This window comes from [Bacillus] selenitireducens MLS10, from assembly GCF_000093085.1.
Classification (GTDB): Bacteria; Bacillota; Bacilli; order Bacillales; family Salisediminibacteriaceae; genus Salisediminibacterium; species Salisediminibacterium selenitireducens.
Window position 1 is genome coordinate 1,340,641 of sequence record NC_014219.1, and the last position, 21,131, is coordinate 1,361,771.

Consider the following 21,131-nt stretch of genomic DNA (forward strand, 5'->3'; position numbering starts at 1 on the left):
GTGATGAAACGATGGAAAACTATTTGAATCTGTGCCGTCACGTCCTCGAGCATGGAACGGCCAAAGATGACCGAACCGGAACAGGAACGATCAGTACCTTCGGCTATCAGATGCGCTTTGATCTGCAAGACGGCTTCCCGGTTTTGACGACGAAAAAAATGGCGCTTCGTGCCATTATTCATGAACTCCTCTGGTTTATCAAAGGAGAAACAAATATCCGTTACCTGAAAGAGCACAACGTGCGCATCTGGGACGAGTGGGCGGATGAAAACGGCGATCTCGGACCGGTGTACGGCCGCCAGTGGCGCAGTTGGCCAACGCCTGACGGGCGCACCATCGATCAGCTCCGTGAGGTGATTGAAGCAATTAAGCACAATCCCGATTCCCGGCGCCACGTCATCAATGCGTGGAACGTCGGCGAGCTTGATCAGATGGCTCTAGCACCGTGTCATTGCCTGTTTCAATTTTACGTAGCCGATGGCAAGCTCTCCTGCCAGCTCTATCAGCGCAGTGCTGACGTCTTTCTTGGCGTTCCTTTCAACATCGCGTCCTATTCGCTCCTGACGATGATGGTTGCCCAGGAGTGCGGGCTCGAACCCGGGGAATTCATTCATACATTCGGCGATGTTCATATTTATCAGAACCATCTCGAGCAGGTCAGACTCCAGTTGACAAGAACGCCTGGTCAAAAGCCTGAAATGCGTCTGAACCCGGATAAAAAACGGATTGAGGATTTCACCATTGAAGACTTTGAGCTGATCGGCTATGATCCGCACCCGGCCATTAAAGGAGAGGTGTCGGTATGATTCAGGGAATTGTTGCAATGGACCAGCATGATGTGATCGGCAATGACGGTCAGATGCCCTGGCATTTACCGAATGATCTGAAGCATTTCAAAGCCGTGACGACAGGTCACACCATTATTATGGGGAGAAAAACATTTGAATCGATTGGTCGCCCTCTTCCGAACCGGAAGAATGTTGTCGTGACCCGGAATCGTGATTTCCATCATGAGGGTGTGGAGGTTCGGCATGACCTCGAGCAGATTCCGGATCTTTACGGCGAAGAAGATGCTTTTATTATTGGCGGGGGCGAGCTGTATAAAGCGCTGATTCATGCAATTGACCGTCTGTATGTGACGCGGATTCATGACACGTTTGACGGAGACACCATGTTTCCTGCCCTTGACTGGCATGAATGGGAGCTGACAGAGGAAAGAAAAGGGGTTCTTGACGGGAACAACACCGTTCCCCATACCTTTTTTGTGTATGAGCGGAAAAAGACTTGATTCACACATTTTTCTTTGATACGATACTAATCGTTGCGAACCATCAATTACATAGTGCCTCATCGCATCAGGTGAGGTAGAGGCGCGGAGATCATCAGTCCCACCCGGGAATGGCGTTCCATGATGAACGGGTGCAAAAGGGAAATCCGCCGAAGTGACCATGCATGACGTGTGCATGGCCGCTGGGGCCGTATCGAACAGATCCGGCACTGTCACAGCTTAATTTTGCTGTGGAGGACTACTGACATGCATGTGTTGGGGCAGTGGAAGACACAGGGCCTCCCTGTGTCTTTTTGATGCGGAAAAACCGATGAACAGCACGCAGTCTGTTGTTTGTCGACGCGCAGTGTATTTTTACAGAATGTTTCAGGAGGTTATTAGAATGGATCACGGATTATTATCCCTCGTTCCCCCGGTTCTTGCTCTCGTTATGGTGATGATTACCCGGAAAGTGCTTCCGTCACTCGGTGTCGGGATCATCGTCGGGGCTTTGATGATCAATCAGACCGAAGAACAGTTTATCAATGCGGCCATTTCGGATATTCTGTCCATCGTGACAGGGATCTTTTATGTGGATGGCGGCGTGAATACGTGGGAATTTTACATCATTTTATTTTTATTTTCTCTCGGAATCATTGCAGCGATGATCACGATGAGCGGCGGCAGCCGTGCATTTGGAGAGTGGGCACAGACGAAAGTGAAGACGAGAGTCGGCGCGCAGCTGACGGCTGGCTTTCTCGGTATTCTGATCTTTATCGACGATTATTTTAACAGTCTCACCGTCGGGAATGTCTCAAGGCCGATCACAGACAGGCACCGTGTATCGCGGGCGAAACTGGCTTACAACGTGGACAGTACGGCAGCTCCGATCTGTGTTGTGTCACCGATCTCAAGCTGGGGTGCGTATATCATTACCATCATTGGCGGGATTCTCGTGACACACGGTGTGACGGAATACGGCGCTCTTCAGGCCTTCCTGATCATTGCGCCCATGAACTTCTATGCGCTGATTGCGATCTTGCTTGTGTTTGCCGTGGCCTGGTTTAAGCTGGATTTCGGCAGTATGCGCACGCATGAACGCCGTGCGATTGAAACGGGCGAGGTGCTTGATCATGCGAAAGGACCTGTTCCTGGTGAGAGCGGTCAGGTGGAGGCTGTTCCAGACGGGAAGGTGAGGGATCTTCTGATTCCGATTTTAACCCTTGTTGTGATGACGGTACTCTTTATGATCACGACAGGCATTCAGGGGACTGAAGGCAGTCCGTCACTGTTGGCAACCTTTGAGAATACGGATGTAGCAGCAGCCCTTCTGTACGGCGGGCTTGTGGGCCTTGTGGTTACGCTTATTTTGAATGCGACACACCGATTCTCCGTCAGGCAGTATGCCACAGGGATTTGGGCCGGGATTCAGTCAATGCTTCCTGCGGTGTATATCTTGCTGTTTGCCTGGACGATCATCGAAATCATCGGTGAACTTGGTACAGGGGAGTATCTGGCAAGTCTCGTGGACGGTTCGATTCCACTCGGCTATCTGCCGGCGATCCTCTTTATTATCGGCGGATTTATGGCCTTCAGTACCGGAACGAGCTGGGGTACGTTTGGGATCATGCTTCCGATTGCAGGTGACATTGCCGCAGCGACCGATATTTCACTGCTCTTGCCGATGATGGCAGCGGTTCTTGCCGGGGCGATTTTCGGGGATCACTGTTCACCGATATCGGACACAACGATCCTGTCATCCACAGGCGCAGGGAGTCATCACATTGACCACGTCATGACGCAGCTTCCTTACGCGCTGATTGCCGGATTGATCAGTACGGTGCTGTTCCTGATTCTTGGCTTTACCGGCAGCCTTATGCTGTCTCTTGTTGCAGGAGCCTTCGTCTTTGCAGCTGTCGTATGGGGAATGAAACGCCTCATCAGGCCTCTTCATACTGAGGCTGTATAAACGATTCGCGGGGTAATCGTACAGAACCTCAAACCTACAGAAAAATAAGAGTAAGGATTACCCGAACACCGGGTGGTCCTTTTTCTTTTGCTGTAACTGAACCATAAGCTCGGCAAACGTGAAAAAAATACCCATATTATTTTAGAATATTCCGAAAAAACCTTTACTTTGAATAGTCTGATAATTATAATGAAATAACAAGTGAATGAAAAAAAGAACGAAAGGAGGGCGTGTTTGAAGGTCATGCTCAACATTGATTGCACTTAAAAACGAAGTTCTTATCTGAAAGGAGCATACATGATGGTTAATGGAAGAGAACGTTGGGCAACAAAATTGGGATTTATCCTTGCCGCGGTCGGTTCTGCGGTCGGACTTGGTAACATTTGGCGATTTTCCTATGTAGCAGGTGAAAGCGGAGGAGCCGCATTTATTTTGATTTATGTCTTATGTATTTTTCTTATCGGTCTCCCTGTTCTTCTTGCCGAATTTGCGATTGGTCGTAAAGGTCAGGCGGATGTCGTCCAGTCCTTTTCAAACATTGCACCGAAAAAACCGTGGGTCATCGGTGGTATCCTCGGGGTTTTAACATCCTTCATTATCCTGTCTTTTTACGGGGTAATTGCAGGTTGGGTCATTTATTACTGTTCAGCTACATAACGGGCTCTGCAGGAGCTGTTGAGCAGGACGGTTATGCCGACTTCTTCCTCTCGTTTATCGGAGGTGCAGGCGGACCGGTATTCTGGCAGGTCCTGTTCATGGCGATTGTCATCGGGATTGTCTTCTTCGGGGTCAAGAAGGGGATCGAACTGTCAAACCGCGTATTTATGCCGCTTTTGGCAATTATTCTGATTATGCTTGCAGGTTACAGTCTGACACTCGACGGTGCAGGAGAAGGTCTTGCATTCCTTTTCAGCCCGGATTGGTCGGCATTCACTGATCCATCCGTTTATGCGTCGGCTGTCGGGCAGGCATTCTTTACCTTGTCTCTTGGTATGGGTGCGATGATTACGTACGCCAGCTATTTGCCAAAGGAAACCAACCTGCCGAGTGCGGCGGGGAGCGTCGTCCTTTTGGATACGCTCTTTGCCATTATTGCCGGGCTTATGATCTTCCCGGCCGTGTTTACTTTTGCATCCGTTGAACCGGACGCAGGACCGGGTTTGATCTTTATTGCGCTTCCTGAAGTCTTCAACCTGATGGGTGGCGCCGGAACGATCTTTGCGATCTTCTTCTTCTTCCTCGTCGCCATTGCAGCACTGTCTTCAGCCATTTCGCTGTTGGAGGTTTCTGTGTCGTACATGATGAGAAAGATGGAATGGGATCGAAGAAAAGCAACGATTGCAGCAGGTGTTGCTGTCACGATTCTAGGTATCCCATCCGCACTCAGTCAGGGAGGGCCATGGTCCGGAGCCATTATCGGTGCTCAGCCATTCCTGGATGTCATGGACCTGATCACGGATCAGTACACGCTCCCATTGGGTGGTCTTGTCATTGCGCTCTTTGTCGGCTGGGGCTGGAATAAGGTTGATGCCCTCCGCGAGACCGGTTTGACCGATACCACGATCGGGACGGTCTGGATCTGGTTTATCCGGGTCATCGCACCGGCAGGGATTCTGTGGATTCTGATTTCAAACATTATCAATACACCAGGCACTTTCGGTTTCTGATTCTGTCAGGAAAACCCCTTCCAATCGCATTGTGATGGAAGGGGTTTTGTATTATACTTTAAGGAGCATTTACTTTCTTGTACGGAGTAAAATGACAGACCGATCAACCGGCAATTGCGAAAGTGGGGAAATCATGATTGAAATTCAGGGAAATACGTATACCATTGTCAAAGAATACCGGAATGCCTGGGATCAGGAGGCCTTTAAAGAACGTTACAGCGATGTGCTGAACAAGTTTGACTACATCGTCGGGGACTGAGGCTATGACCAGCTCAGACTGAAAGGTTTTTATGAAGATAAAAACCGCAAGTCACCGCATGAATCACGAATTGCTTTCTTAGAAGAATATCTTTACGAATATTGTAATTTCGGGTGTTCTTACTTCATCCTGAAAAAAGAGAAAAAAACGAAAAAACAGCAGGACAAAAAAGCCGGCAGCGAAGCGGGAAAAGAGACGCAAAACCAGCAGTAAACCTGAGCGGAAGTCAGGTTTTTCTGTTTTGTTCTGTGTGATATGACAGACATAAACCGGTAACGGCTCGGCCGTTACCGGTTTGTCATGCAATCAGATGATTTCGTAAAGGAATTCGCGGAGTTCATTGCCGTCTTCTTCAGAAAGGTTAAAGACGTGTTCGAGATAGCCTTCTTCTTCAAGATCATCGGTTCCAATGATCGCAAAGCGGTTTGACTGCATATCAAGGACCAGTTTCTTACCGAAATAGCGGTTCGTCGATGCGACGGCAAGATCAAAGCGCTGGTTCTCACCCATGAAGCTGATGTAACGGACGGGTGTATCCTCCACTTCGTCATACAGATAGAATCGTTCACTCATACAATTATGCCTCCTGTTCGGTTTTCTCCGGCATCATGAGATGCGGCTTTTGCTGGAGTTGGTGATGTGCTTTAATATACCGGACTGTTCCGGTTTTTGCACGCATCACGATTGTATCAGTTTCGACGAGGTCACCGCCAAGAAAACGAACCCCTTCAAGCAATTCCCCTGTGGAGACCCCGGTCGCAGCAAAGATGGCGTCGTCTCCTTTGACGAGGTCATTCAGCTGCAAAAGGCGCTCAGGATCTTCGATTCCCATCTCCCGGCAGCGTTCCCGCTCTTCGTCAGTGTATGGGACGAGCCTTGCCTGCATGTCACCGCCTAACGCCTTAATGGCCGCGGCAGAAATAACCCCTTCGGGAGCGCCGCCTGTCCCGACAAAAAGATCAATTCCGGTTCTTGGCAGGGCCGTTGCAATCGATGCACCGACATCGCCGTCCCCGAACAGTTTGACACGAGCGCCTTTCTGCTGGATCCGTTCAATCAGGTCCTGGTGACGGTCACGCTCCTGAATGATGACGGTGACGTCACGGACGCGTTTTTCATTCATTTTGGCCACGATATCGATGGTTTTTTCAATGGGATCGTCGAGGCGAACGAGTCCGGCAGCCTTCGGGCCGACGACAAGTTTCTCCATATACATATCCGGCGCATGAAGCAGCGTGCCCCGGTCTCCGACGGCGATGACGGTCATGGCGTTCGGGTGACCTTTGGCGACGATGCTCGTACCTTCAAGGGGATCAACGGCAATGTCCACTTCCGGGCCGTGCCCGCTGCCGAGCTGTTCGCCGATGTAGAGCATGGGGGCTTCATCAAGCTCCCCTTCGCCAATAACAACGGTGCCTTTCATATTGACTGAATCAAACATGTTTCGCATGGCGGTCGTTGCCGCATCGTCTGCCTCTTCTTTCAGCCCCCGGCCCATCCACTGAGCAGAGGCAAGTGCAGCTGATTCGGTAATCCGGACAATTTCGAGTGCTAGTTCACGATCCACAATCATTCCTCCAATTATGTAGTGATTCACGCTATAATAGAGATACAGGTGATCAAAGCCTTCATCATAATATCAAAAATTACATACAAAAGGAACGCAAAACGTGAATATTTTACGTCATTTTTCGCGTAAACACTTTCAATGTGTTATACTATTTGTTTTTATGGAGGGATATCATGTATTTTGTCGATTTGAAACGTTTGGAAACCCGGCTTGCTTATTATGAAGAACTGCTTCAGGAATTCAGTGAACTCAATCAGGGAGATATTCAGAACCAGCAGCGTTCCCTGGAGCGGATCACCCACATGCTGCTTGAGGTCATGATGGATGTCGGGAATCAGATGATTGACGGTTTTATTATGCGGGACCCCGGGAGCTACGACGATATCATGGACATTTTGGTCGATGAGAAGGTGATTTCCAAAGAAAACGGAAAATCCATTAAAAAGCTGATTCCATGGCGGAAAGAACTTCTGCAAAACTATACGGAACTCGACGCATCGGCTCTTTATTTCGCCTACAAACGCGAATGTGATGCGCTGATGCAATTCCCTGCAAGGGTCAGAACATACATTGAGCAGGAGATGGGGCCGGTATCGGCATTTTTGCCACAAAAGGAGTAAGTGAAAAAGTGAACAAAGTTTGACTAAGTTGCGTCAAATTTTCAAACATTTTGCTAATTAAATTTACTCACTCACAAAGCTTCGATACAATAAGTGGAGAAGGAAGGTGAGGATATGGCAACGAAAACCACCTCGACGCGGGACCAGATTATCAGTTTACTCAAAAGACGTAAGGAAATGACGGTGTCTCACATTGCAGACGAGCTGGCGATCACCGAAATGGCGGTCAGACGTCATCTGAACACATTGGAGCGGGACGATGTCGTGCACACAACGCTCCAGCGTCAGGCCATGGGCAGGCCGACGAACATGTACAGATTATCGCCGTGTGGACAGGAGCTCTTTCACCGTTCGTATGACAGCTTCGCCATTGATATGCTGAAGATCGTGCAGGAAGAAGACGGGATGATGAAGGTCAAGCAGCTGTTTGACCGGCGGAAGACGAAGCTGCGCACGCAGTTTGAAAAAAGAATGTTCATGAAATCCTTTGATGACCGTGTGTATGAGCTTGAAAAGATTCAGAATGAGAACGGTTTCATGGCTGAAGTGGAGAAGAAGGACGACGGTTCCTATGTGTTCCGGGAGTACAATTGCCCACTCGCTGAAGTGGCGAGGGAATTTCCGATGATCTGTGACACGGAAACGGATCTTTTCAAAGAACTTCTTGATACGGAAGGCGTTGAGTGTCAGACCTGTATGACGACTGGACAGGAACCGCATTGTTATTATACGATTAAACAGTAAGCGAGCGAATGATCGCCACTCCAAACGGGTGGCGCTTTTTTTTGCAACAGACAGAATGAAGTTGACGGAGGATGATGCATAATGACCGAAGCAAAAGCATACAAAGGCTACCTGATTGATCTTGACGGAACAATGTATCGCGGCAGTGAAAAGATCCCTGCTGCATCGAGATTCGTCAAGAAGCTCGCAGACCGGGGAATACCCTATCTGTTTGTCACGAACAATTCATCACGTACACCCGCTCAGGTTGCGGAAAAACTCGTAGCGATGGACATCCCGGCCACAGATGCCCATGTCTTCACAACGAGCATGGCAACAGCGCAGTATATTCACGAAACATACGGAGAGGCGAAGGTGTATATGATCGGGGAAGAGGGACTCGAACAGGCCCTGAAAGACCGGGCGCTGACCCTGACGGATGAAGACGCAGATGCAGTTGTCATTGGTCTCGACAGGGAGATTACGTATGAGAAGCTGGCCAAAGCATGTCTCAACGTACGTTCGGGAGCCGCATTTCTATCGACGAACGGCGATGTGGCGATTCCGACAGAACGCGGCCTCCTGCCTGGTAACGGTTCTTTGACGTCGGTTGTGAAAGTCTCAACAGGGACGGACCCACTCTTCATCGGAAAACCGGAATCGATCATTGTAAATCAGGCCCTTGAGGTGCTTGGCACATCGAAAGAAGAGACGGTCATGGTCGGGGACAATTATGAAACGGATATCATGGCAGGGATCAATGCGGGAATGGATACCTTGATGGTCCACACCGGTGTGACACCGAAGTCAGCACTTCCGGAAAAGCCGGTAAAGCCAACCTACTCCTTTGATACACTGGACGATTGGCAGGTCATCTGATGATTTAAATCGCTTTCAATATCAGTTATAATGGAAGATGTGCATCACTATAACAGTTATGAAGGGGCGTTTTAATCATGGGGAAACCGTTTGTGTATGTCACAAGAAAAGTGCCGGAGCATTGCCTGGGGGAACTGAGGGAGTTTGCTGAGGTCGAGATGTGGCATGAAGAAGAAATTCCAGTTGACCGGGAGACGTTGCTCGCAAAAGCGAAGGACGCAACAGGTCTGATCACCATGTTGTCAGATAAGGTTAACGCGGAGCTTATGGATGCAGCACCGAATCTGAAAGTGATCGCCAATCTGGCGGTCGGATTTGACAATATCGATGTTGAAGGAGCGACAGCGCGCGGCATTGTAGTCAGTAACACACCTAATGTGCTGACGGATACGACAGCGGATTTGACATTCAGCCTTTTGATGGCGACAGCGCGCCGGATCCCGGAAGCGGTCAACTATGTCCGTGAAGGCCAGTGGAAAAACTGGGGGCCTCTCTTAATGGCAGGAACGGATATTCATCACAAGACGATCGGGATTGTTGGTATGGGCAGGATTGGTGCAACCGTGGCAAAGCGGGCAACCGGTTTTGACATGGAGATCCTCTACCACAATCGCTCGCGAAAGCCGGAGGCCGAAGCGGAGCTCGGTGCAACGTATGTTTCGTTTGACGAGCTGATTGAAAAGTCCGATTACGTCGTTTGCCTCGCACCGCTCACGCCGGAAACGAAAGAACTGTTTGACCTGGCCGCCTTCAGGAAGATGAAGGATTCAGCGATCTTTATCAATGCATCAAGAGGAGCGGTTGTCAAAGAAGATGATCTTCAACAGGCACTCGACGAAAAAGAAATCGCCGCTGCCGGGTTGGATGTTTTCCTGAATGAGCCGATTGGAGCCGACCATCCACTTTTGAAGTATGACAACGTCGTGGCACTTCCGCATATCGGCAGTGCGAGCGTGGAAACACGAGAAGAAATGACGCGTCTCGTCGGACGCCACTGCGCGAACGTCATTGTCGGAAGAAAGCCGGAATATATCGTCAATGAATCAGTCTGGAAAGGCTGAAACGGAAATACCAGCCGGTGACGAAGACAGCATCATTCGTTTTCCACTCAGAGGGTCAACACAAAAAAGCTGCCTCAAAATGAGGCAGCTTTTTGTTGCAGTTTATTAAAATACCTGTTCGAGTTCCGTGACGCCTGGTACTTCTTCAAGAAGGGCACGCTCGATACCGGCTTTCAGTGTAATCGTTGAACTTGGGCAAGAACCGCAAGCACCCATCAAACGAACTTTTACAACGCCGTCTTCAACATCGACCAATTCCACATCGCCGCCATCGCGGAGAAGGAACGGACGCAATTTATCGAGCACTTCCTGAACCTGTGATTCCATAGTTTCTGTAGTCATATGACCACTCCTTTCTTTACGTCCCATTATAAAGGATGAGCCAAAAAAAATCCATGAACAAATCTTGAACCTTTTTAATTTTATAATGTTTGAAACAGTGTTGATCTTTTTAAAGGGATTCTTTTTCATGGTAAACTGACTGTAAGAGGTGATCAGAATGACTATGAAACCGGTACAGATAACGATATTCGGTGCAGAGCAAAAGTGTGCGAGCTGCATCCATCTGCCAAGTGCAAAAGAAACAATGGAATGGCTCGAAGCAGCTCTGACGAGAAAGTTTCCGGACAAGAAATTGGCGTTTACGTATGTGGATATCGAAGATCCGCAAAGCCAGGAAGAAAAAGAGTGGGCAGAGGCCATTTTAAATGATGAATACTTTTACCCGCTTGTTCTGATCAATGGCGAAGTATCAGCAGAAGGGGATCCCCATCTGCCCGCTCTCGTGAAGCAGATTCAGGCCGTGACGGTATGAGAAACGGTTCAGGAGTGAGAGCCGAATTTATACATCCACAGTACCCCGGACTTTAACACCCGGGGTACGCGGCCGGTCATCGGTTTATCCCGCATATAGCCAAACCCCTGTTTCTTCCCCAGTGACCCGAGTACCCCTTTGAGTTTGATCTTCGGCATTTCTTCAGGAAATGCTTCGCCGCGCCATTTCTTTGCGAGCAGTTTGACGGTCCGTTCAGCCTGGGCTTCAGCGAGCTGGGCACTCGGAGCGAATTCTGACGCTGCGCAATCTCCGATGACAAAGACGGAATCATTACCGGGAATGTGATGGTGATCGGTTGTAATCAGACGCCCGATCCCGTCCTGGTCAACGGGAAGGTCCCGGACGATTTTACTGGCCTGTATCCCCGCTGTCCAGATGGTCGTGTCGACATCAATCGGATCATCGTGATTATAGATGCGGTAACGTTCGACCTCGGTAATGTTCGCTTTGGTCATCAGCTTAACCTGATTTTTTTCAAACCATTCGGTGACATAGTCGGACAGTTTGTCCGGAAACGAGGAGAGAATCTTAGCATTGCGGTCAAACAGCAGGATTTCAAGATCCGGACGGCTTTCCCGCAGTTCGCTCGCCAGTTCCACACCGCTGAGTCCGCCGCCGACGATCGCAACCCGCCCGTTCGCTTTGACCCCCTGAAGCACCTGGTAGGTCTTTCTCGCGCGGCGCATTGATTGAATACTGAGGGTATGCTGATCCGCGCCGGGGACCCCGTGATAACGATCTTCACAACCGAGTCCGATAATGAGATCGTCATAGTCGACAGGCTCTTCCGATTCAAGATGAACGAGCTTCTTGTCGAGATCGATGCTTTCGATCTTGGCGAACTTCAGCTCCAGCCTCACATCGTTTGGGAAGTGAACCCGTAATTCCTGATCGGATACGGTTCCGGCAGCAAGTGCGTAAAACTCGGTTTTTAAACTGTGGTAAGGCTCTTTTTCGATAAGGAGAATGGAAAGATCCTGGATTCCTTTTTCCGCAAGCAGCTTTTGGACGGCACGGAGACCGCCGTAACCGCCTCCGAGTACAACGAGTTTGTTCATGGCAATTCCTCCTAGAGAGATGTATGACCCACAGAATGCGCTTTCAATTCAAGAGTGACCGGCCGCGGCCGGATATTTTTCTTTGCGACACTGTTCGTCCTTTTCCCATGTTTAAATATAACAGTTTTCCACTGCTGCTACAATGGAAACCGGTGGTGTTCAGTTGACTTTTCAGCAGTCTGTTTGTAGTATGAGAAAGGAAAATCAAGATCGAGAGGTGCATAGTTTGAAACCGATAGTGGAATTTTGTATGAGTAATCTCGCATCAGGAACTCATCCGGTATTCGCCGAATTGGAGAAAGACCCGGATCTTGATGTGATTGAATATGGCTGTCTGAGTTTTTGCGGCCAGTGCGCCCGGACAAAATTCGCCCTGGTGAACGGTGATATTGTCACGGGAGATACCAATGATGATCTGATCGCAAATATTTATCAGTATCTTGACGATCATCCGATGTTTTAAATCGGGAGGTGCATGACATGGCAGGTCCTATACCTTTCAGCCATACCTGGCCTTATGAAATCATGGCCGGTGATATGTATGTGAATGAATGTCCGTTTTGCAGCGAGGCGAATGTGCTGTTGCCTGACGGGATGCGTAAACTGAAGCGGGCGAAAGAATCGATCAAGACGCAGTTTCATATGCCCTGCTGCTTCGGGACCATTACGGCCCTCGAAGCGGATGATGATTATTTGTGGGCGATGGAGCCTTTGAGGTGATGATTTCCCCGAAAGTAAAAACGAAGACCATTCCTTTAAAAGGGATGGTCTTCGTTGTGTTGATTGGCACGTATGCCGATCAGTATTCTTTGATGACGTTGTAGAACGTATCCCGTTCAACCGGTTTTTTGTTTGCGCCTTTGATCATGTGGATCAGTTCCTTACGGGTGATACCCTGTGAAGTCAGTGCGCCGGCAGAGTGGGAAATTCGCTCTTCGATAAGGGTGCCGTGGATATCCGAGCTGCCAAAAGTGAGCGCCATCTGCGTCAGCTGTGGACCGATATTGATCCAGTACGCTTTAATATGATCAAAGTTATCGAGCATCAGACGGCTGATGGCCACGGTCCGAAGATCGTCATACGCTGATGTCCGTCGCTCAAGGCCAGCTCCTGCAGATTTGGGCTGCATGGCAAGCGGGATAAACACCATAAAGCCGTCTGTCTTGTCCTGGAGCTTGCGGAGTCTGTCCATATGAACCAGTCGTTCTTCCTTCGATTCAATGCCGCCATAAAGCATGGTCGCATGTGTTTTCATACCCAGTCCGTGTGCGAGTTCGTGCGCTTCGAGCCACTCGAATGTGGACGCCTTTTCAGGACTCATCTTGGCACGGTATTCTTCTGTCAGAATCTCTGCACCGCCCCCTGGAAGGGTGTCAAGACCGGCTTCCTGAAGCTGTTCAAGGACTTCTTTCATCGTGAAACCGTATGTGCGGGCGAAGAATTCAATCTCTGCGCCGGTATAGGCTTTAATGGTGCACTGCGGATAATGCTTCTTCAATGCACGAATGGTATTAAGATAATAGTCGAAAGGTACATCCGGATTGTGTCCTCCAACAATATGGAACTCCTGGATGTTGTCGTTCCAGCGTTTCTCCACGTAGTCGAGGAGCTCCGCTTCATCCATCGTGTACGCGCCTTCTTCTCCCGGTTTTCGTTTGAAGCCGCAAAACGCGCAGCTTGCTTCACAGACGTTCGTCGGATTGATGTACATGTTTTCGATAAAATAGACCCGATCGCCGTTCTTCTTCTCATTCACCATATTTGCCATTTGTGCGACACTCAATAAATCCGGTGTCTCATAAAGGTAGAGCCCGTCTTCAATTGACAGGCGTTCGCCATTCATAACCTTTTCCTGTATATCACGAAGATTTTTGTCAGCTGTCAACGTAGTCATCTTCATCCCCCTATCGTAAATGTAACGCTTTCTGGTCTGTACGAGGACGATACGTGGTCCAAAAAAATCAGATTGAAAGCGTAATGAATCCCTTATATTCTATCATTTCGGGAGTGGAAATAGCAATGAAAGCCGTTCGGATTCCCTAATCTTGCGTATGTTCCTGAGAGCTCTTATAATGGGGATAAGTCTTGAATCAACAGAGGAGGTACAAACATGCTCGAAATTACTGAAGCTGCGGCCACTCAGGTCAAGCAGATGATGGAAGATGAAGCAGATGCTAAATTCCTGCGCGTCGGTGTTCAAGGTGGCGGATGCAGCGGACTTTCCTACGGAATGGGCTTTGATACAGAGAAGGCTGAGGATGATACGCTGCTTGAAGTTGACGGTATCGAAGTTCTGGTTGATAAGGAAAGCGAACCGATGCTCAAAGGCACGAAGATTGATTACAAGGAGAACATGATGGGCGGAGGATTCACAATTGACAATCCCAATGCGGTTGCCTCTTGTGGGTGCGGATCGTCATTTCGTACTGCAGATAATGAGGGAACGCCTGAGGAATGCTGATCTCCAATTAAACAGATTTAAAAATGAACCCCCCGCCGGGACCCCGGCGGGGGGTTCATCATTTGGGTGCTCCTAACGATCGTTGCAGAAACAACTGTCCGGCTGTTCTAATGACCGTTTTAAACGATTGGCTTACGCCATGATGCTCGAACTGTGTCCGGCAGTGGCACTCGCCGTTGGATCTACATGTACCTTAGCATTGTTCACGGCCGTTGGCGCTTCGCCAAAGCCGGCGGCAATCAATTTTGTTTTGCCGTCATAGGTGACGATGTCACCGCAGGCATAGATGCCTTCGATATTCGTTTCCATGTTGGAATTGACAACGATGGAATTTTTTTCGATTTCAAGTCCCCAGTTTTTGATTGGACCGAGATTTGAAATGAAGCCGTAGTTCACGATCAGTGTATCAATGTCAATCCGTTCCGTTTTATCTCCGTCTTTTTCTTTCAGGGTAACGGCTTCGATCTTATCCCCATTGGCATGAATTTCGCTGACCACATAAGGCGTTCGGACGTTGATCTTGTCAGAACCGAGGAGCTGTTCGACGCTGTGCTCGTGGGCGCGGAATTTGTTACGGCGATGAACAATCGTGATCTCCTCTGCGATATCTTCAAGCATGAGCGTCCAGTCCACTGCTGAGTCGCCGCCCCCGGCGAGCACAACACGGTCTCCTGCAAACTTGTTTAAATCACTGACGAAGTAGTGAAGGTTTTTGCCTTCAAACTGTTCAGCACCTTCCACTTCAAGCGGGCGGGGTTTAAACGCACCTACGCCTGCGGTAATGATAATGGATTTGGAATAATGGGTCTCTTTATCAGTCGTGATGGTAAATACGCCGTCACTGCCTTTTTCCACACTCTCTACAGATTGACTGAGCGTAATCTCAGGATTAAACTGCCGGGCCTGCTCACTGAGGTTATCAACCAGTTCCTGTGCGCGAATCTTCGGGAAGCCGGCAATATCGTATATGTACTTCTCCGGATAAAGCGCAGAAAGTTGTCCCCCAAGTTGCGGCATTGCCTCGATTAATTTTACTTTAGCCTGTCTGAGTCCTGCATAAAATGTAGTGAAAATACCTACAGGACCTCCCCCGATCACGGTAATGTCGTACACTTCTCTTTCTTGTGACAATCCTCACACCTCCACACGTAATTTAGACAGTTGCTTCTTCTTAATTATAATGTTTCCTGAAGGCAAAGAAAAGGGGGCGCCCTGAATTAATCAAATAAGTCCGAAAATTAAAAGGCCACCATCAATGTTTACAATATGCAGATGATTAAAACGCTTTCAATACGGGTATATATAAATACAGCCGTTTTGATCACATTTTTATTTAAAAAAGTTCTAAAAAACGTCGAAAAACGGTTGAAAATCTGTCACATTCAATCTATTATTGTGAAGAGCAAAAAATGTTGACGTTTCCTGCAGTCAGTTTAGAAGTAGACATCGAAATGATTTCTTCTGCCCTTGTTCGTGAATTTTATCACAAAGAGGAAGTTGCGGCAACGGATCGTTTCGGATTGAAGGACGAACGCAAATCAGAAATCTCATATAATGGAGTGAGTGTAATGAATCAAAAACCAAAAGTCGTGATTCTCGGTGCCGGCTATGGCGGTATGATGACCGCTTCACGTCTGCAAAAAGCAAATATGCATCAGGAAGCAGAGATCGTTCTCGTTAACAAACACAATTATCACTATCAGACGACATGGCTTCATGAACCTGCGGCCGGAACACTTCATCATGACCGGACCCGGATGAAAATCAGTGATGTCATTGATACGAATAAGATTCAATTCATTAAAGATGGTGTGAAGAAGATTGACCGCGAGAACAAAAAGGTCTTTCTTGATTCTGGTGAACTTGACTACGACTATCTGGTACTCGGTCTTGGCTCTGAGCCGGAGACCTTCGGTATTCCAGGAGTGAGTCAGCATGCGTTTTCCATTCGCAGTGTCAATTCCGTCCGTCTGATTCGCGAACATATTGAGTATATGTTCGCAAACTACAACCGCCAAGATGAGAAACCGGAAGATTTACTGACATTCGTTGTGGCTGGTGCCGGATTTACGGGTATTGAATTCGTCGGCGAGTTATCTGAACGAATTCCGGAGCTTTGTGATGAGTATGATATTGCGAGAGATAAAGTGAAAGTGTATTCCGTGGAAGCGGCCCCGTCTGCACTGCCGGGCTTTGATGAAGAGCTTGTGGAGTATGCTATGAATCTCTTGGAAAGCCGTGGCGTGGATTTCAAGATCTCGACACCGATCAAAGAAGTCCAGGAAGGCAAGGTCATACTTGAAGGCGGAGAAGAAATTCATTCCCGCACGATTGTCTGGACAACAGGTGTACGAGGGAACTCTGTCATCGAAGAGAGCGGTTTTGAAAATATGCGGGGCCGTGTGAAAGTCAACAAAGATATGAGAGCTCCGGACAATGAGGATATCTTTATTTTGGGTGACTGTGCACTGATTATTAACGAAGAAATTAACCGTCCTTATCCGCCAACTGCGAAAATTGCCATTCAGCAGGCGTATACCTTTGTCAAACAATCTCAAAAAACTGATTAAAGGCGAAACAAATCTTGAAGAATTTAAGCCTGATATTAAAGGAACCGTTGCATCTCTTGGCGGTAAAGAGGCAATCGGTGTTGTTGGAGACCGTAAACTCTATGGGAATTCAGCTTCAGCGATGAAAAAAATCATCGACAACCGCTATCTCTATCTCCTTGGAGGTATGCCGCTGGTGCTCAAAAAAGGGAAATTGAATCTGTTTTAAATCATTCCCCGTCTGCTATTTGCAGACGGGGTTTAATTGTACTTTAAAAAAATGTACCTTTGCAGAAGGATCTGTTAAAGCCTGTTGTTGATATTTACAGTTTGAATGAGCGACAGGTGGCGACACCTGCGGGAAAAGCGTAGATCGAAGATCCACTTTCGCATAGCGAAAGTCAGCTGAGGCAAGCCCGCGGTAAGCGAGTGAAAACAGCAATGAACTTTAACATAGTCTTGCCAAAATGAAAAAAAGCATAAGGACAACTGGGCATTTCACCGTGAAAGCTGGCGACAAGCCACGTTTTCTTCACATATTGAAAAAGTGATAAATCGTGAGAAAAACAGATTATTTCGATGAAAAACAGATATGATTACGCTTACATGAACGTTATTGTGGAGGGTGGAGGCTTTTCAAGGGATTCGATTTCTGGTATATTATCAGAAATATCTGAAAATTTAATCAGGAGGTATGAACATGGGATTGCATGATAAGAAACTTGAGCAGGGTGAGTGCCCATACTGTGAGGGAAAAGGGTACCATCAGCCTCCGTTGACGGTTACAGAAACCTGTCCGGATTGTCACGGTACAGGTGAAAAGAGACAAGCATCTTAATCGATCGGTCCCCTGTCCCCCTGAATTGGGGGACAGGTTTTTCTTGTTTCGATAAAAAACTGCATCAGGAGGTGAAGTCGTTGACCTGCCCTTGTCCATTGAGTACAATTGTGATTGGATAAATGGGGGTGCTGATGTGCTGAGTATACCGCAAATGATTATTGCGATCTTGCTTTATTTTGTTTTGTTTTTCGGGATTGGGTTTATTTTAAACATGCTCCTCAGAGCCAGCTGGGTAATGGCTGTGATCTATCCAGTGGTGGTGCTGTTCATGGTGGACAATCAGGGGATCGGTGCCTACTTCAGTTCGCCAGGTGATGCGTTTTCTGACTTAGGCAGCAGTCTGGTGAATCTGCCTTTGGCAGATATGATTATTCTCTCATCCGGCATGGTTGGTGCACTGCTCGCTGGAGTGGTGATCAGAATGCTCAGAAACAGAGGGTATCAGATGTTTTAATCAAGCTGAAAAAGGCGGCGGATCTCAGACAGAGAACCGCCGCCTTTTTATTGAGTATGCCTGACTTTCATACCTGATTTAAAGAATCACAAAAAAGATGAATATCGAAAGCAAGATACCGGTAAGGCCACCGAAGAAGACTTCAATGGGTTGATGGCCGAGCAGTTCTTTCAGCTCCTTGCGCTTCTCTTTTTCTTCTTTTTCCGGCCAGTTCTTGACTTCAGATACGATTTTATTAAAGTCCATAACGAGCTGATTGATCACCGTCGCCTGTTCGCCCGCATGTCTTCGTACACCAGACGCATCGAACATCACGATCACACCGAAGATAACAGCTGTGGCGAAAAACGGGGAATCAAATCCCTGTTCAAGACCAAGAGCCGTCGCAAGCGCAGTAACCGCAGCGGAATGAGAACTCGGCATCCCGCCAGTACTGGTTAAAAGCCCCCAATTAAATTTTCGGGTTGCGATGAATTCAAGCGGCACTTTGACAAATTGGGCAAAACCAATGGCGAAGAGACCTGCCCAGAGCGGGAAATTTGTAAAGATCTCCATTATGATGATCCTTTCATGTACAGAGTTTCTGTTCGGAATCCTATTATAACATACCCTGTTTCATCCTGAAACGAACCATTATTTTCGATAATTTTTGAGGGTTTTATGGGTTTAACTTTCGATCGTTCGGTTTTCGACGAATCAAAAAGAGGTTTAGGTGAATTTCATACGGGTAATTAACTAAAAAGCATTGGTTTTCCACGGATACAGTCATTATCCGGAGGTGATGCAAGGATTTATTAAAAGCTTCCCGACATTTCATGCAGGCCGTTATTTTTCGGGAATAATGATTGCATACCGGTTTATTTGGGTTTTGTGAAGCGTTGTATTCTCCGGTATGATTTAATAGTGGCTCTCCGTGACTCCGTCGGGACACGGTTTCAGAAGACACGGGAAGGAGTGAACCGCAGTTGAGCAGCTCACAAAACAAGTTTATCCGAATCGTCAAAGCACTGGATGCAGGCCTTCATACGTTGGAAAAAATCATCCTGAGCTGGTCGATCCTCATCATTACCGCAATGACTGCAGGTAATGTAATTTACAGAACCATCACTGGTCAGAGCTGGCACTTTGCTGCTGAGATCAGTCGATTAGCGATCATCGTTGCAACGTTTATGGGTATCAGCTATGCAGCACGTAAAGGACGACATATCAGCATGTCTGCATTTTTTGATCTTTCTCCGAAGCGTTTGAAAAAAGTTTTGGCGATTGTTAATCCATTGATCACAGCTTCCATTCTGTTTATCATGTCCTATTATGCCGTATTATATACGCATAGTGTTTTTGTTTCAGGGAGGACGACCGCAGCCCTTGAATTTCCATTCTGGATTATGGTTGTGGCCCTGCCAATCGGCATGTTCCTGGGGGGACTTCAGTTTATCCGGAACAGCTGGGTGAATATTAAACACGATGAAGTCTATCTGGCACAAGAGAAGAAAGATTACGATGAACAATAAACTATAGAAAATGAGAGGAATTCACTATGGCTTGGACTATGCTGGCAATCATGGTTTTTCTGTTAATACTTGGCTTGCCGATGATGATTCCGCTGATCGTGGGTCCGCTCGTAATTCTGTTCTTTTTTATGGACGGGTTAGATCCGACCATTATGGTTCAGCAAATGGTGGAAGGGATCTCCTCCTATGTTCTCCTCGCTGTTCCGCTGTTTATCTTTGCAGCGGACATTATGACGACAGGAAGAACATCGAGACGGCTTCTGGATTTTGTCGGGGCGTTTGTCGGACATATGCGTGGCGGTTATGCCATTACGACGGCCGCGGCGTGTACACTGTTCGGTTCGATTTCGGGGTCGACACAGGCAACGGTTGTTGCCATTGGTAAACCGATGAGAGAACGGCTTTTGAAAGTCGGATACAAGGATTCACATGCAATTGCATTGATCATTAACTCTTCTGATGTTGCGTTGCTGATTCCGCCGAGTATCGGCATGATCATCTATGCGCTTGTAACCGGAACATCTGTCGGGGATCTGTTTATCGCAGGTATCGGCCCCGGATTATTGATCTTCTTTTTCTTTGCTACTTATTCATGGTTTTATGCGAAAATTCATAATATCCCACTCGGTGACAAATTGCCCTGGCGTGATAGGGGCAAAGTAACGATGAAAGCACTTCTGCCTTTAGGTTTTCCTGTCATTATCATTTACGGGATTTACGGTGGGATCTTTACACCGACGGAAGCAGCAGGGGTATCTGTCCTTTACGCAATGATTTTGGAAGTGTTTGTCTGGAAGACGATCCGCATTTTTGATTTGCCGAAAGTGGCTCTTTCTTCAGGGATTGTGACATCTGCGGTCTTTGTTCTTGTCGCAGGCGGACAGGCATTCTCCTGGGTTATTTCTTTTGCGCGTATCCCGCGTCAAATGACGGATGCGGTTTTGGGTGCAGATCCGTCAGCGCTTTATATTCTCTTTATTGTAGCCCTGTTCTTTTTTATCGGATGTATGTTTGTCGATCCGATAGTTGTCATTTTGATTTTGACGCCGATTTTTTACCCGATTGCATTTGATGCAGGCATTGATCCGGTTCATCTCGGAGTCGTTATTACATTTCAGGCTGCTCTCGGGTCTGCGACTCCACCATTTGGAGTCGATATCTTCACTGCATCAGCGGTGTTCAACAGGTCCTATCTGGATGTTATCAGGGGGACACCGCCATTTATCGTTATGTTGTTGATTGTAGGTGTACTGGTTGTGTTATTTGAAGAGATTTCATTGTTCCTGCTTTGGATTTTCTAAACCGGGAATAATGCTTTGTCTCTTTATAATAAAATAGGAACAGATAAACATTTCGCATCATGGACCGGAAAATACCGGCGTTGTTTATCTGTACCAAAAAAATTTT

Annotated in this window: 24 protein-coding genes, 2 pseudogenes and 1 riboswitch; of the genes and pseudogenes, 19 read left to right on the forward strand and 7 right to left on the reverse strand. The window is 47.7% G+C overall.

The window, feature by feature from the left end; genetic code table 11:
- Positions 1-11: 11 nt before the first annotated feature.
- From BSEL_RS05970 to BSEL_RS05990, 6 genes and pseudogenes are all read left to right on the forward strand, one after another.
- Positions 12-806, forward strand: coding sequence for a thymidylate synthase (locus BSEL_RS05970; RefSeq protein ID WP_013172102.1), 795 nt, complete (start codon positions 12-14; stop codon positions 804-806).
- On the forward strand, positions 803-1,288 hold the full coding sequence (locus tag BSEL_RS05975; protein WP_013172103.1) for a dihydrofolate reductase: 486 nt from the start codon (positions 803-805) through the stop codon (positions 1,286-1,288). The genes BSEL_RS05970 and BSEL_RS05975 overlap by 4 nt, the downstream gene beginning before the upstream one ends.
- Before the next feature lie 69 nt (positions 1,289-1,357).
- A riboswitch (Lysine riboswitch) is annotated at positions 1,358-1,537 on the forward strand.
- A gap of 133 nt (positions 1,538-1,670) precedes the next feature.
- Positions 1,671-3,236 (forward strand): Na+/H+ antiporter NhaC family protein, encoded by a 1,566-nt coding sequence (locus tag BSEL_RS05980; protein WP_013172104.1) that lies wholly within the window; start codon positions 1,671-1,673, stop codon positions 3,234-3,236.
- A 297-nt stretch (positions 3,237-3,533) separates the two neighbouring features.
- Positions 3,534-3,893: a hypothetical protein gene (locus BSEL_RS18275; protein WP_332870077.1), complete on the forward strand. Its 360-nt coding sequence runs from the start codon at positions 3,534-3,536 to the stop codon at positions 3,891-3,893.
- Positions 3,863-4,903 (forward strand): sodium-dependent transporter, encoded by a 1,041-nt coding sequence (locus BSEL_RS05985; protein ID WP_332870078.1) that lies wholly within the window; start codon positions 3,863-3,865, stop codon positions 4,901-4,903. The genes BSEL_RS18275 and BSEL_RS05985 overlap by 31 nt, the downstream gene beginning before the upstream one ends.
- Positions 4,904-5,033: 130 nt before the next feature.
- Positions 5,034-5,306 (forward strand): annotated as a pseudogene (locus tag BSEL_RS05990) (YutD family protein); the annotation flags it as partial.
- A gap of 162 nt (positions 5,307-5,468) precedes the next feature.
- On the opposite strand, the gene BSEL_RS05995 reads toward BSEL_RS05990, so the two are convergent.
- On the reverse strand, positions 5,469-5,735 hold the full coding sequence (locus tag BSEL_RS05995; protein ID WP_013172105.1) for a DUF3055 domain-containing protein: 267 nt from the start codon (positions 5,733-5,735) through the stop codon (positions 5,469-5,471).
- 4 nt (positions 5,736-5,739) lie between these two features.
- On the reverse strand, positions 5,740-6,729 hold the full coding sequence (gene glpX / locus BSEL_RS06000) for a class II fructose-bisphosphatase (protein WP_013172106.1): 990 nt from the start codon (positions 6,727-6,729) through the stop codon (positions 5,740-5,742).
- 176 nt (positions 6,730-6,905) lie between these two features.
- Between glpX and BSEL_RS06005 the strand changes: the two genes are divergently transcribed.
- The 4 genes from BSEL_RS06005 (at position 6,906) to BSEL_RS06020 (ending at position 10,015) form a co-directional block, all read left to right on the forward strand.
- On the forward strand, positions 6,906-7,352 hold the full coding sequence (locus tag BSEL_RS06005) for a DUF86 domain-containing protein (protein ID WP_013172107.1): 447 nt from the start codon (positions 6,906-6,908) through the stop codon (positions 7,350-7,352).
- Between the two features lie 114 nt (positions 7,353-7,466).
- On the forward strand, positions 7,467-8,096 hold the full coding sequence (locus BSEL_RS06010) for a helix-turn-helix transcriptional regulator (RefSeq protein ID WP_013172108.1): 630 nt from the start codon (positions 7,467-7,469) through the stop codon (positions 8,094-8,096).
- Positions 8,097-8,177: 81 nt separating this feature from the next.
- Positions 8,178-8,954, forward strand: a complete 777-nt coding sequence (locus tag BSEL_RS06015) for a TIGR01457 family HAD-type hydrolase (RefSeq protein WP_013172109.1) — start codon at positions 8,178-8,180, stop codon at positions 8,952-8,954.
- Between the two features lie 77 nt (positions 8,955-9,031).
- Complete coding sequence (locus BSEL_RS06020; RefSeq protein WP_013172110.1) at positions 9,032-10,015, forward strand: 2-hydroxyacid dehydrogenase; 984 nt, start codon at positions 9,032-9,034, stop codon at positions 10,013-10,015.
- Between the two features lie 105 nt (positions 10,016-10,120).
- On the opposite strand, the gene BSEL_RS06025 is transcribed toward BSEL_RS06020, so the two are convergent.
- The gene (locus tag BSEL_RS06025; RefSeq protein WP_013172111.1) at positions 10,121-10,357 is read right to left on the reverse strand and encodes a NifU family protein; all 237 of its coding nucleotides are present in this window, start codon (positions 10,355-10,357) and stop codon (positions 10,121-10,123) included.
- Between the two features lie 157 nt (positions 10,358-10,514).
- Here BSEL_RS06025 and BSEL_RS06030 point away from each other — a divergent pair, with 157 nt between their 5' ends.
- The gene (locus BSEL_RS06030; RefSeq protein ID WP_013172112.1) at positions 10,515-10,829 is read left to right on the forward strand and encodes a YuzD family protein; all 315 of its coding nucleotides are present in this window, start codon (positions 10,515-10,517) and stop codon (positions 10,827-10,829) included.
- Positions 10,830-10,837: 8 nt separating this feature from the next.
- On the opposite strand, the gene BSEL_RS06035 is transcribed toward BSEL_RS06030, so the two are convergent.
- Positions 10,838-11,908, reverse strand: coding sequence for an NAD(P)/FAD-dependent oxidoreductase (locus tag BSEL_RS06035; protein WP_013172113.1), 1,071 nt, complete (start codon positions 11,906-11,908; stop codon positions 10,838-10,840).
- A gap of 226 nt (positions 11,909-12,134) precedes the next feature.
- On the opposite strand from BSEL_RS06035, the gene BSEL_RS06040 reads away from it, so the two are divergent.
- Both BSEL_RS06040 and BSEL_RS06045 read left to right on the forward strand, forming a co-directional pair.
- Positions 12,135-12,371, forward strand: coding sequence for a YuzB family protein (locus BSEL_RS06040; RefSeq protein ID WP_013172114.1), 237 nt, complete (start codon positions 12,135-12,137; stop codon positions 12,369-12,371).
- A 17-nt stretch (positions 12,372-12,388) separates the two neighbouring features.
- Positions 12,389-12,628, forward strand: coding sequence for a hypothetical protein (locus tag BSEL_RS06045; protein WP_013172115.1), 240 nt, complete (start codon positions 12,389-12,391; stop codon positions 12,626-12,628).
- Positions 12,629-12,707: 79 nt separating this feature from the next.
- Here the strand turns inward: BSEL_RS06045 and mqnE are convergent, their stop codons facing one another.
- Positions 12,708-13,802 (reverse strand): aminofutalosine synthase MqnE, encoded by a 1,095-nt coding sequence (gene mqnE / locus BSEL_RS06050; RefSeq protein ID WP_013172116.1) that lies wholly within the window; start codon positions 13,800-13,802, stop codon positions 12,708-12,710.
- Positions 13,803-14,018: 216 nt separating this feature from the next.
- Here mqnE and BSEL_RS06055 point away from each other — a divergent pair, with 216 nt between their 5' ends.
- Positions 14,019-14,369 carry a HesB/IscA family protein gene (locus tag BSEL_RS06055; protein ID WP_013172117.1) on the forward strand — a complete coding sequence of 117 codons (351 nt, stop codon included), beginning with the start codon at positions 14,019-14,021 and terminating at the stop codon, positions 14,367-14,369.
- Positions 14,370-14,501: 132 nt separating this feature from the next.
- Here the strand turns inward: BSEL_RS06055 and BSEL_RS06060 are convergent, their stop codons facing one another.
- The gene (locus BSEL_RS06060; RefSeq protein ID WP_013172118.1) at positions 14,502-15,500 is read right to left on the reverse strand and encodes an NAD(P)/FAD-dependent oxidoreductase; all 999 of its coding nucleotides are present in this window, start codon (positions 15,498-15,500) and stop codon (positions 14,502-14,504) included.
- 437 nt (positions 15,501-15,937) lie between these two features.
- Between BSEL_RS06060 and BSEL_RS06065 the strand changes: the two are divergent.
- The 3 genes and pseudogenes from BSEL_RS06065 (at position 15,938) to BSEL_RS06070 (ending at position 18,213) form a co-directional block, all read left to right on the forward strand.
- Positions 15,938-17,147: pseudogene (locus BSEL_RS06065) on the forward strand (NAD(P)/FAD-dependent oxidoreductase).
- A 471-nt stretch (positions 17,148-17,618) separates the two neighbouring features.
- Positions 17,619-17,756, forward strand: coding sequence for a YuiA family protein (locus tag BSEL_RS17855; protein WP_013172119.1), 138 nt, complete (start codon positions 17,619-17,621; stop codon positions 17,754-17,756).
- A 136-nt stretch (positions 17,757-17,892) separates the two neighbouring features.
- A complete protein-coding gene (locus BSEL_RS06070) occupies positions 17,893-18,213 on the forward strand; it encodes a YuiB family protein (RefSeq protein WP_155522711.1) in 321 nt (106 codons plus the stop codon).
- Between the two features lie 78 nt (positions 18,214-18,291).
- Here the strand turns inward: BSEL_RS06070 and BSEL_RS06075 are convergent, their stop codons facing one another.
- On the reverse strand, positions 18,292-18,768 hold the full coding sequence (locus BSEL_RS06075; RefSeq protein WP_013172121.1) for a divergent PAP2 family protein: 477 nt from the start codon (positions 18,766-18,768) through the stop codon (positions 18,292-18,294).
- A 410-nt stretch (positions 18,769-19,178) separates the two neighbouring features.
- Between BSEL_RS06075 and BSEL_RS06080 the strand changes: the two genes are divergently transcribed.
- Positions 19,179-19,724, forward strand: coding sequence for a TRAP transporter small permease (locus BSEL_RS06080; protein ID WP_013172122.1), 546 nt, complete (start codon positions 19,179-19,181; stop codon positions 19,722-19,724).
- A gap of 26 nt (positions 19,725-19,750) precedes the next feature.
- Positions 19,751-21,025, forward strand: a complete 1,275-nt coding sequence (locus BSEL_RS06085; RefSeq protein WP_013172123.1) for a TRAP transporter large permease — start codon at positions 19,751-19,753, stop codon at positions 21,023-21,025.
- Positions 21,026-21,131 lie beyond the last annotated feature (106 nt).

Excerpts from the sequence above, each read along its gene's own strand:
- BSEL_RS05970 (WP_013172102.1), top strand. The coding sequence starts at position 12 with ATGGAAAACTATTTGAATCTGTGCCGTCACGTCCTCGAGCATGGAACG.
- BSEL_RS05975 (WP_013172103.1), top strand. The coding sequence starts at position 803 with ATGATTCAGGGAATTGTTGCAATGGACCAGCATGATGTGATCGGCAAT.
- BSEL_RS05980 (WP_013172104.1), top strand. The coding sequence starts at position 1,671 with ATGGATCACGGATTATTATCCCTCGTTCCCCCGGTTCTTGCTCTCGTT.
- BSEL_RS18275 (WP_332870077.1), top strand. The coding sequence starts at position 3,534 with ATGATGGTTAATGGAAGAGAACGTTGGGCAACAAAATTGGGATTTATC.
- BSEL_RS05995 (WP_013172105.1), bottom strand. The coding sequence starts at position 5,735 with ATGAGTGAACGATTCTATCTGTATGACGAAGTGGAGGATACACCCGTC.
- BSEL_RS06005 (WP_013172107.1), top strand. The coding sequence starts at position 6,906 with ATGTATTTTGTCGATTTGAAACGTTTGGAAACCCGGCTTGCTTATTAT.
- BSEL_RS06010 (WP_013172108.1), top strand. The coding sequence starts at position 7,467 with ATGGCAACGAAAACCACCTCGACGCGGGACCAGATTATCAGTTTACTC.
- BSEL_RS06015 (WP_013172109.1), top strand. The coding sequence starts at position 8,178 with ATGACCGAAGCAAAAGCATACAAAGGCTACCTGATTGATCTTGACGGA.
- BSEL_RS06020 (WP_013172110.1), top strand. The coding sequence starts at position 9,032 with ATGGGGAAACCGTTTGTGTATGTCACAAGAAAAGTGCCGGAGCATTGC.
- BSEL_RS06025 (WP_013172111.1), bottom strand. The coding sequence starts at position 10,357 with ATGACTACAGAAACTATGGAATCACAGGTTCAGGAAGTGCTCGATAAA.
- BSEL_RS06030 (WP_013172112.1), top strand. The coding sequence starts at position 10,515 with ATGACTATGAAACCGGTACAGATAACGATATTCGGTGCAGAGCAAAAG.
- BSEL_RS06035 (WP_013172113.1), bottom strand. The coding sequence starts at position 11,908 with ATGAACAAACTCGTTGTACTCGGAGGCGGTTACGGCGGTCTCCGTGCC.
- BSEL_RS06045 (WP_013172115.1), top strand. The coding sequence starts at position 12,389 with ATGGCAGGTCCTATACCTTTCAGCCATACCTGGCCTTATGAAATCATG.
- mqnE (WP_013172116.1), bottom strand. The coding sequence starts at position 13,802 with ATGACTACGTTGACAGCTGACAAAAATCTTCGTGATATACAGGAAAAG.
- BSEL_RS06055 (WP_013172117.1), top strand. The coding sequence starts at position 14,019 with ATGCTCGAAATTACTGAAGCTGCGGCCACTCAGGTCAAGCAGATGATG.
- BSEL_RS17855 (WP_013172119.1), top strand. The coding sequence starts at position 17,619 with ATGGGATTGCATGATAAGAAACTTGAGCAGGGTGAGTGCCCATACTGT.
- BSEL_RS06075 (WP_013172121.1), bottom strand. The coding sequence starts at position 18,768 with ATGGAGATCTTTACAAATTTCCCGCTCTGGGCAGGTCTCTTCGCCATT.
- BSEL_RS06085 (WP_013172123.1), top strand. The coding sequence starts at position 19,751 with ATGGCTTGGACTATGCTGGCAATCATGGTTTTTCTGTTAATACTTGGC.